The 9,216-nt window shown below is 62.6% G+C and carries 12 protein-coding genes; all 12 read right to left on the bottom strand.

From position 1 onward, the window contains the following. Positions 1 to 764: 764 nt before the first annotated feature. Positions 765 to 1,700: a site-specific integrase gene (locus KBZ15_RS12515; RefSeq protein WP_255015528.1), complete on the bottom strand. Its 936-nt coding sequence runs from the start codon at positions 1,698 to 1,700 to the stop codon at positions 765 to 767. 812 nt (positions 1,701 to 2,512) lie between these two features. Next, positions 2,513 to 2,686, bottom strand: coding sequence for a hypothetical protein (locus tag KBZ15_RS12510; protein ID WP_255015527.1), 174 nt, complete (start codon positions 2,684 to 2,686; stop codon positions 2,513 to 2,515). Between the two features lie 214 nt (positions 2,687 to 2,900). Then, complete coding sequence (locus KBZ15_RS12505; RefSeq protein ID WP_255015526.1) at positions 2,901 to 3,710, bottom strand: BRO family protein; 810 nt, start codon at positions 3,708 to 3,710, stop codon at positions 2,901 to 2,903. After that, positions 3,707 to 3,982 (bottom strand): hypothetical protein, encoded by a 276-nt coding sequence (locus tag KBZ15_RS12500; RefSeq protein ID WP_255015525.1) that lies wholly within the window; start codon positions 3,980 to 3,982, stop codon positions 3,707 to 3,709. The genes KBZ15_RS12505 and KBZ15_RS12500 overlap by 4 nt, the downstream gene beginning before the upstream one ends. After that, complete coding sequence (gene ssb / locus KBZ15_RS12495; RefSeq protein WP_254930848.1) at positions 3,982 to 4,518, bottom strand: single-stranded DNA-binding protein; 537 nt, start codon at positions 4,516 to 4,518, stop codon at positions 3,982 to 3,984. The genes KBZ15_RS12500 and ssb overlap by 1 nt, the downstream gene beginning before the upstream one ends. Further along, the gene (locus tag KBZ15_RS12490) at positions 4,515 to 4,760 is read right to left on the bottom strand and encodes a hypothetical protein (protein ID WP_254930849.1); all 246 of its coding nucleotides are present in this window, start codon (positions 4,758 to 4,760) and stop codon (positions 4,515 to 4,517) included. The genes ssb and KBZ15_RS12490 overlap by 4 nt, the downstream gene beginning before the upstream one ends. Beyond that, positions 4,757 to 6,097 carry a recombinase RecT gene (locus KBZ15_RS12485; protein ID WP_255015524.1) on the bottom strand — a complete coding sequence of 447 codons (1,341 nt, stop codon included), beginning with the start codon at positions 6,095 to 6,097 and terminating at the stop codon, positions 4,757 to 4,759. Before KBZ15_RS12485 ends, KBZ15_RS12490 begins: the two co-directional genes overlap by 4 nt. Next, a complete protein-coding gene (locus KBZ15_RS12480; RefSeq protein ID WP_255015523.1) occupies positions 6,097 to 6,945 on the bottom strand; it encodes a PD-(D/E)XK nuclease-like domain-containing protein in 849 nt (282 codons plus the stop codon). The genes KBZ15_RS12485 and KBZ15_RS12480 overlap by 1 nt, the downstream gene beginning before the upstream one ends. Next, positions 6,942 to 7,277, bottom strand: a complete 336-nt coding sequence (locus KBZ15_RS12475; protein ID WP_255015522.1) for a hypothetical protein — start codon at positions 7,275 to 7,277, stop codon at positions 6,942 to 6,944. The genes KBZ15_RS12480 and KBZ15_RS12475 overlap by 4 nt, the downstream gene beginning before the upstream one ends. A 144-nt stretch (positions 7,278 to 7,421) precedes the next feature. Beyond that, complete coding sequence (locus KBZ15_RS12470) at positions 7,422 to 8,105, bottom strand: hypothetical protein (protein WP_255015521.1); 684 nt, start codon at positions 8,103 to 8,105, stop codon at positions 7,422 to 7,424. A gap of 152 nt (positions 8,106 to 8,257) precedes the next feature. Beyond that, positions 8,258 to 8,602 carry a VRR-NUC domain-containing protein gene (locus tag KBZ15_RS12465; RefSeq protein ID WP_254937106.1) on the bottom strand — a complete coding sequence of 115 codons (345 nt, stop codon included), beginning with the start codon at positions 8,600 to 8,602 and terminating at the stop codon, positions 8,258 to 8,260. Next, the coding region (locus KBZ15_RS12460) for a DEAD/DEAH box helicase (protein WP_261357596.1) at positions 8,599 to 9,216 on the bottom strand (618 nt) is incomplete at its 5' end. The genes KBZ15_RS12460 and KBZ15_RS12465, both read right to left, overlap by 4 nt.

Raw genomic sequence — 9,216 nt, 5'->3', positions numbered from 1 at the left:
CGCCATCGCTTCTGGATCGGGAAGTATTCGGGACTCAAGGGTGCTCAGGTAGTGAGTGCCCCCAGTGGGGCGGTGGGTTTCCCGCTGGCCGTGGGCTCCGGTGACACCGGACCTGGCGCTGGGATGATGTAGTTCCGCCACCTACCGTGGTGGTGCATGCGGTGCATCACCTCAATAAGCCGCGCTTAAGGAAGATCTGACTAGCAGTTGAGGCCTGTCACCTCCTGGGAGGGACACCTGATGGTTCTGGATGGGAATGGCCTGCGGCTTTCCTGCTGCGGCGTCCTGGGTGAGGGATCAGGTCCCAGGGCCTGGCGCTCACAAGCAATCCAGAAGCAATAGCATTGTTAACCCGACTTCTTTAACTCGGCACTACGAGTCTTGGCCCACTTTGACATTGACAAACTGATTGCTTCTAAATTCCACTGGTGTGGACTATTGCGACTACACCCTTTTGATCTGTAGTGAATTCCTGGTTTCAGCAATCCAGCAAGACGCAGCCGCCTTAATGTCTCTCGGCTGACTCCCATCCTAAAGCAGCAGTCTGTCGTTGGAACCCACAAATGAGCATCCGAGATTAATTTAGCCATTGCATTATCTAATGCTAACAACAACCATTGATTGCTGTTGCGGACTCGTTGAACTTATTGGCCGATGGGCAATCGGAGGGCAAGGCCTTGTGCCAGTTCTCGCCTGCGTAGGACACGACAGAATCAATCATTGCGGCGCAGTCGATCTCAGCTATGGGGGTGTGCCACTTTCTACTAGTTGTGGCCGCTTGCATTGGCACGCGCGAATGCTTCCGCAGTGCTCGCTGAGCTAGCCCACCGATATTCCCTTAGATGACATTCGAGGGTATGCCCCATAGCCATGGCCATCGAGCCGGCGTCAATGCCAAGGCAATGTCCCCGCAGGCTGTAGGAGTGACGCAGCGAATATGGAGAAAGGGACTCGCCCTTTTCCTTTTGTGCGGCCTTGAGTTCTCGCCAATATGGCCTGCGCTCCAGGTAGGTAGCAATACAGTCACCTGGACTGGTACCGCTTGACAAGGATGGCAGTAGTACATTTCCCGATCGCCAACGACCAAGCAATGCACTATCGCTGCGAACCCCAGCATCATTTACTGCAACATTACGCAAAGCTAAGGGGTATAATCGTCGAGGGTTGGTTACGCCACCGCCGGAGCGCTTTCGGTAGTTGCACCACCAGAATTCTGTTCCATCAGCTTTGTCCTCCTTCACTGAAAGGTGCAACAGCTCAATTGGACGAAGACCAAGAATCGCCATCAGGTAAATTGCATCACCCCAGCATGATCCGGCTGAGTCGGCCGGAAAGCTATCAATAAGTTTGCTGATTTCAATGTCTGTGAGTGTCGCAGCCTCTCGTCTTAAGGTCCCTGAGGGACTGCGCCCAACGAGGTCAGCGAGGCTGGGTGGTGGCGTCCAAATAGAAGGGAAGCCCTCACGTGCAACGCAATGCCTCAGGAATTGGGCCAGGTTCTGAGCACGTATTTCGCGTGTGCGAGATCCTGGTATCCATTTCTTAATGCAGGCTTCAATAAGCTCACCAGATGAAGTGGCCGGAGAGTTGCTGCTAAGTAAACGGAGAGCGTCGTTAAGTACTGGCTCGTACTTTAGGTTCCAGGTTTCTTGCTTTATCGTGTTTCCATGATTTAGTTTTTGATCCTTAAATCTCTCCATGGCATTACTCCAGTCTCCCGTTACGCATGGGTGCTCAGCGACTGCACCTACTGCCAACAGCTGGTGAGGCTTGTTCCGAAATACGGCCTCAGCTGCCTCTGAGAGATTCTCGCCTGCCTCTAAACGTATGGCGATGGCATCGCAAATACGAACAATGTCCGGGACGGATGCCTGACACCAATCAAGCGGAAGCTTGACCGATGGCCTGGATGTCCCAATCCGGATCTGGAGCTTGACAGTTCCACGATGTCCTGTCAGTGACCAAGAACGACGGCCAGGGTTTGCAGTCACCGTTGAGCGGAGGGCCAATACCCATGGCTCCACGAGCTTGCCGGACTTGGCGACGGTGACGGGCATAAGGGCCAGACGTGGGAGCTGAGCGGGAGCTGGGAGACTGCCACAACATGCTGATTGTGGCAGCTTGTGGCGGCAAGACACGTTGCAGCAACTAGTATAAGACCAGAAACGCTAGCCACGACTAGCCAGCAGCAGTTGCTTTGGGAGCACTAGGTCGCAGGTTCGAATCCTCTCGCCCCGACTGACTTTTCACCGATAGGCCCCCTGCTTTGTGGGCAAGATGTGGGCAAAGCCACCAGGCGCCGCCTTCCTCAAGATTCAAGTTCTGGCAGCGGGACACAGCAAAACCAGCAGGACTGGCGGCTTGATTCCCTACAAGCCCTGCTGGACCCCTCTCAGGGCGTCATTGGACGATCCCAGTCCATCCCAGCTGGCTTAGGCCTGGCCCACACCAACAAAAGGCCCTGGTCCAGTAGCGGACTGAACCAGGGCTTTCGTTGCCGTGCCTGAAAGGCTCAGTTTTTCTCGAGGAGATGGGGCGTGCGGGCCGTCGCTTCATTCATCGCTTCGTTACAGCGCTCTAGGTGATACAGAACTGGTGAATTGCTGCTTGGGAATTTGCGGCGCCAATGCACCCCAGCCCGGAACAAGCCGGCCTTGCGCCAGCGACCCAGGGTTTTCTCGCTCACACCGAGAAGCGGAGCCGTCGATCGTGCATCAGCCCATTCCTGGGTATGGGCTAGTTCGATTGGCTTGGCAGGGGGCTGCGGACGGCTGTGACGAACTCTTGGAGAGACCATTACCGGCCCCTCCTGCAACAGCGAGGATTCACATTCGACTTCTGGGCCACCAGGCCGCACTGCCCCTCGGGGGGTAGGCCGACCAGAGCAATGCTGTTTGACATCACCCTTCCCCCTGCAGCAACGCCACCACCGCTGGATCCCAGACGATCTGCTGCCGGTGCTCGCCGCGGCTGCAGCGCGGCAGGGCGATACCCCAGTCGCAGCCGACTGCAGTGAGCTGCCAGTCATCAAGGTCATTGCGCACCTGCAGGCCGCAGGCGGCCAACCGGCGGTTGATATCCCTGATCGTGTGGCCCAGCCGCTCGGCCAGTTGCTCTGCATCCAAGCGTGCCTCGACTGGCGCACGACCTTGCTGAGCGGGCCAATGAGCTGAGTCCGCAGACTGGCTGTCTCGCAGAAGCTGTTGCAGTGGGGCCAGCTGGAGGCCGGTGCTGGTCTCGATGTCCTCAATGGCAGCGAGGAGCGCATCGGAGTAACCGACGCCGGTGAGCTCGATGATCTCCTCGGCAAGCCGCAGCACCGCAGCCGCGGTCTGGCTCTTTTCCCCAGCCGGGCCTGAAAGGTGGGCCCTTGCTTTGACCTGGTGGTTGCGCTGGATGGCGGGCAGAACCTCGTGGGTAAGCCAGCGCCGCATCCGCCAGGCCGTCTGGCTGTCGCCGAGCAGCAGCAGTCGCAGTAGGCCGCCTTCACTGATCAGGGCCAGAGTGCAGCCCTGGCTGCCGGGTCCTTCCTGGGAATAAAGGCACTGCTCCTCCTCCCGCAGGTTGGCCAGCCCCCTGGCGATCGCAAGCTGGCCAAGGGCGCCAGCTATATCAGCGGCGACGAACCAGGCCTCACCGTGCTCATTGGTGCTCACCCGAATGCGGTGCCCCTCGAACGGATAGGGCACCAAAGCGGTTGTGCTGCTCATAGCTGAGAAGGCGAGAGGACAGTGGCGCCAGCTGCGCCAGTGGTGGCGAGGGGTGCTCCTGCCTGCGGTCTCCGGGGAGCTGGCACCGGGCCGCTGAGCAGCAGCAGGATCGTGCTCAGTTGCAGCGCCAGCAGCAGCCACAGCAACCACTGCAACTGCTGCAGCGCTCTGAGCCCCACGGTGGTGGTGCTTCTCTGGCGGGTGCGGCAGAAGGCCGGCAGTTGGGGACTCTTTCCCCTGCCGCCGAAGCGGACGTTGGTGTGCTGGCTCATCAGAAGGGCACCTCCTCGTCGCTGATGGGGCCGCTGGTGGACCAGGCCGGGGCCGCCGGTGCTGGCACGCCAGCGGGTGCGCCCCATGTCGCCGCGCTCGAACTGCGGGAGCCCCCTGCAGCGGCGGTTGCCGTCTGAGACGCCGAGTCACTGACGGACTGGCCAGCGGAGAAGGCCGCTAAGTCGGCGGCTTTTTCTTGCTGCTGCGTACCGCTCCTGCCCTCACAGAACTCCAGGCGGTCGATCACCACCAGGGTCTTGCTGCGCATCTCACCGCTGCTGCGGTCACTCCACTGCTCGAATTCGAGCCGCCCGACGATCGCTACCTTGCTGCCCTTGCGCAGGTAGTCGCCCGCCACCTGGGCGGTCTTGCCCCACGCCTTGCAGTTCACCCAGAGCGGCTCCTGGGGCTGGCCGTCGCGCGGCGGGCGGTTCACCGCCAGGGTGAACTCGCAGATGCAGCTGCCGGTCTCAAAGAAGCGCAGCTCCGGATCCCGGCCGGCATTGCCGACCAGCACGATCAGATTGATGCTCATGCCTCCACCTCGAGCGCCGAGCCGGTGCGGGCCTTGATGCGCTCCTGAACCGCCAGCAGTGACGGCAGGCCGATGAGCGGATGGGTGCGCACCAGTTCGTGCAGCGCTCCGCTCCAGGTGATGTTGTGCCTGCGGGCGAAGGCATCGACCCGCTCAAAGGTGTCGTTGTTCATGGCGATGGTCTTCTTGTGGTTGCCGATCCGCTGGCGTAGTGGCCGCGGCTTCTGGGGGGAGGTGCTCATGTCCCCGCCCCCGCGCTCTGTTGGGCGCTCTCGCTGTCCTCGAGCTGCCGGCGGCGCCTGGAGATCGCGCTCCAGAGCCGCTCGGCGTTCTCGTCGTTGATCTGGCCCGCACTGAGCAGCTGGTTGATGCGTCCGTAGGCGCGCTCGAGCTCCTGCAGGGTGGCGATGTGTGGGATTTGGCGGAGGCCCACCTCCACCGGATTCAATTCAGGCTCTGGAGCTGGGGCAGCCTCTTGAGCTGGAGCCGGGCCTGGAGCCGAGGCAGCAGCTGCCTGGCTCCTGCTTCTCCGCGGTGCTGGCTGGGTGCCTGCGGCAGGGGTCTCGCTGGCCTGCAGCGATAGGACCTCCTGCTGCCGGGTTTGGTGCCCGGCTTGCTGCTCAGCTGGGGTGGCCGGCTCCGGCGCAGCCCCGCTGGTGCCCACAATCTCGGCGTCGATCACCTCTTGATCTGCCTCAGCGTTTCCCCCATGGGATGACTCGATGCGCCCAGTGGCGCTGTTTTGGGTTTCCGGTGGAATCATTTTGTCTTCGCGATGGCGTAAGAGGTTGGGTACAGCGGCAGCGCGGGAGCTAGCTGCAGTACGCCGGGCGGTGGGTTTTTCCGGCGCCGTGGCTGTCCCAGCGGGTTCCTCAGCGGCCTGGCTCCATGCCGCAGCGACCTGTGGTGGCGCCTGGATTTCAGCCCCAGTAATGCTGGCCCTGCCAGCTTCTCGGACCGTGACCGCCTCGATGTCGAGCGCCTCCTCCTGGGTGATCAAGCCCAGGGCGATCTCCGGGCAATAGACGTTCGACCACCAGGCCGCGGCGCGGTAGCGCAGCATCTGGCCGGTCATCGTCTGCCACTTGCTGGTCTCGTTGCCCTGGCGGTCCTTGCGGCTCCACCAGCCCTCCTTGCGGGCCAGTTCCAGGGTGATGGTTTCCCCTTCCAGCACCTCACCGGTGGCCTTATCGGTGGCTACCGCGTAGCAACTGCTGGGCTGCTCCTTGGCGTCAAAGACAAAGCGCAGCGGCGAGAAGCGGCCGCTGGCATTCACCGTGGCGATCAGGAACTTGCTGCTCCAGGTCGGCCGCCCGTGGATCGGCGTCATGTTCTGCATCACCACTAGCGGTGAGAGACGCATGCGCCCGGCGATCTCCAGGGCGATCAAGCTGTTGGCCAGCCCCTGCTGCCCCTGGTACTCCTTGGGCACAAGGCTCGAGGAGCACAGGGCTTTGGCCATGCGCTGGGCGGCATCAAAGGCGGCGATACCGCTGAATACCTGCAGGGTGTCTGTCGTTGGGGCCAGGGTTGAGGCAGGTGATGGGCCTGAACTGGTGGAGAGGGCGGAGTCGTTCATTAGAAGAGATCAATGGAATCCAAATCAATGCCTACGGTTTCGGGAAGGCTGAAGTCTTGGAAGACAGGACGGAACGCCTGGCGCCCGTGACTCGGCCAGCTACCTGTGGCCTGGCATTCGGCGATCCGCCGGAAGGCCTCCTCCCGCCGCTGCAGACCTTTTTCCAGGTCTTGCCCATCAAAGATGAGCAGGCTGCAGTCGATCGGGGCGGTCAGATCGCTAGGCCACTCAAAGGCAATCACACCGGACTCGAGCGGCGGCTGCCCATGGCGGTCCTCATGGCCTAGGGCCAGGTGGGCTAGCTGCAAGTCGTAGGCCAGGTCCTTGGCCTGCCAGTAGAACTTCCGCGGCACGGCGCTGCGGGTTTTCTTGAGGTCAAACAGCCTGCCGTCGCTGGTGACCACATCGGGAAGGCAGCGGCAGGGCCGGCCCGCTTCGTCTTGCCAGAAGTGGGGCTGCTGGCTGAGCGACGGGTCCAGGGCCGCCAGCACCTCGCCCACCACTGGGTCGGCGTAGAGGGCATCAGCGATGCGCTGGGCCTGCTCAACCATCTCGACGCTGACTGGCGTCAGTCCGGCTGCTTCCGCTTCTGCGCAGTTGGCGGCGCCGATCTTGGTGTTGCGGGCGATTGATCGATACGCCGCGAACCGGTCATCAATCCGGAAGGGGGGCGTCAGCAGGGCATCGACCAGATCGCCTTTGACCATGTCCGCCGAGGGAACGAATTTTGCGGCACCTGGCCCGAAACGATGGCTCCAGGTCCGCATCGTGCCGGTCACTGCACCCTTGAGCGCCGTGGGGGACCAGGCGGGATGGCGGTGATAGTCCGCCAGAGAGAAATTGCTCATGGGGCATCCTCCAGGCCATAGCCCAGGACGATCCGCCGCGCTTCTAGCAGCGAGGGGCAGAGTCCTGAATCAATCCCGCCGCCACCGCAGTGCAGCAGCGTTGCCACGTAGCTCCCGCAAATGCTCTGCCGAAAGCTGATGGCGATGCCGTGGCCGGCCAGGGCTGCCAGTGAGTCGGTCGTGATCTCCCGCCAACGCTGCTGCCACTGGGCCAGGGCGGCGGAGAAGGAGGCTTGGATCAGGATGTAGTGCTCCAGATCGGAGCGTTGCAACCCCTTGGAATCAGGGGGCAAGGAGAGGGAAGCCGTAAAGGCTCGTTCGCGTTGATCCACCTTTCTGCAAAGAAGGATGCCAACGCTACCCCTGCGGTTATCTATTCGGGAACCCTTAAGTCAGGTATTCCGGTACCGCATAAATGCCCTTTAGTAGCGCACGCGACGGCGCTAACGGCTGCTTTTTGGCATCCTCTGCGCCTGTTAAGCCGCCTTGCTGAGAGGCTCGCTGGGCTCCAGCTCCGGGGCCACCTCCTTCACCCAGGCATGCACGGCCTCACGGGCGATCGGGACGAGGGCCGGGCCCAGCCGCTCCCCGGCAAACAGGGCGTTCTCGATCGCCACTACCTGCTCCATCGGCAGATCTCCCGCCTTGCGCAACACCTGCATCGCGGCGGACACCGGCCGCAGCCCGACCAGTTCCAGAGCCTGATCGAACAGGCTGCGTAGCCGCTTGGTCTCAGCCTCGGCGTCGATCTCCTCCTGGCATGGCCAGAGTTCGGCGGGCCCCTCCAGCTTGCCGATGTAGCAGGCGAACCAGTCTTCTGCCCCCCAGGGGCGGCCGTCGGCATGCAGCACTGGCCTGGCTCGCTGCACCCGATCGCGCAGCAACCGGTCCTTGATTGCGCCCCGCTCCTCTTGCGCCAGGCACTCGTTGAGCACCGCCAGCTGGATGAAGGTGCTGGGCTGGGGCTGCAACACCTTGCTGTTCTCCAGGTTGCCCCACTGGCCGCCGGCGACCCGCAGCGGCCAGGGGATCAGCCCTGGGCAGGCCTTGGCCCAGTCCTGGGCGGTGGTGACGGACCAGTCGTTGCTCTTGCGCCAGTTCCGCAGGAACTTGCCGAACTGCACTCGGGCCGCATCCAGCTTGTCCTGCAGGCTTTGCATAGGGTTACCGTTTGGGAACCCTTAAAGTATCCCGTGCTTCTTGCTAAGCACCAACCCCCAATGGTCGGCTTCGTGACAGGCTGTTACGGGCATCATGAGCTCTATCCGCGCTGACAGTTAGGGGGGTGCTGAGGCAAGCCTCACCGGCCTGATTAGCTGAGCCTCAGCACCCGCGCGGCTTCTTCGACACTCGTGGCAACGCCGCTGTAGCCACCAAAGCGTTCCACCAGCTCAAGGAACGAGCGCTGCTCCTCCCGCAGCCTTCCCTTCGGGGCCTTCACCTCGATGGCGCTGAACACGGCCAAGGTTTGGCCCAGGTGCTCCGGGCCGATCAGCACCTGGCGCAGGCCGATCAGGTCGCTGCTGCCTTTGCACAACCCATAGGTCACCAGCCGGCCGCGTTCATCCCGCAACGCACCGACGTTGTTGCGCCACAGCCGCACTGGACTGGAGCCCAGCTGCAGCCGAATCCGTTGCTGCAGCTCCTGCTCGCTCACGCCAGCAGGCTCCAATGACCTCGCGTCTGGCGGCTGGCGATCACATGGCGTGCCCAGCCCTTGGGGTTCTTCATGCCGCGCTGGGTTCCTAGGGCCTCTAGCTCCGTGGCGGTTCGGGCTCGGCTCTGCTCCCGCTTCCGTTGGCGGCGCAGCTCCTGCTGGTTGATTTCCCGCAGCTCACCTTCCACCGTGATCAGCTTCTGGCGCTCCGGCCGGAACACATGTCCGCATTCCGGGCAAACGCTGAGCGTGCTGGCCAGGGCGCAGAAGCACTGCGGGCAGGTCTTCACAGGCGGGGCCTTGCTCTGCTCCCGCTTCTTGACGCCATCAAGGCTCCACTCCTGCTCATCTAGGTGGTGGCCGAGCCGCTCGATATTGCCAACGTGATCCAAGATCACCGCGGTCTTCCCTGGCTGCGGGCGCAGGCAGCGGCCGATCATCTGCAGGTGCAGCGCCAGGCTCTGGGTGGGCCGCAGCAGCAGGCAGCCGCCCACCGAGGGCACATCCACCCCCTCACCGATCAGGCTGCAGCTGGTGAGCACCTTCAGCTCACCGGACCCCAGCTGCTCCAGCAGCTGCCTGCGCGTGGCTACATCCTGGCTGCCGTCGATGCT

Source organism: Cyanobium sp. BA20m-p-22 (assembly GCF_024346275.1).
In the GTDB taxonomy this organism is placed as follows: domain Bacteria; phylum Cyanobacteriota; class Cyanobacteriia; order PCC-6307; family Cyanobiaceae; genus Cyanobium_A.
This window is presented reverse-complemented; position numbering and strand designations above follow the sequence as displayed.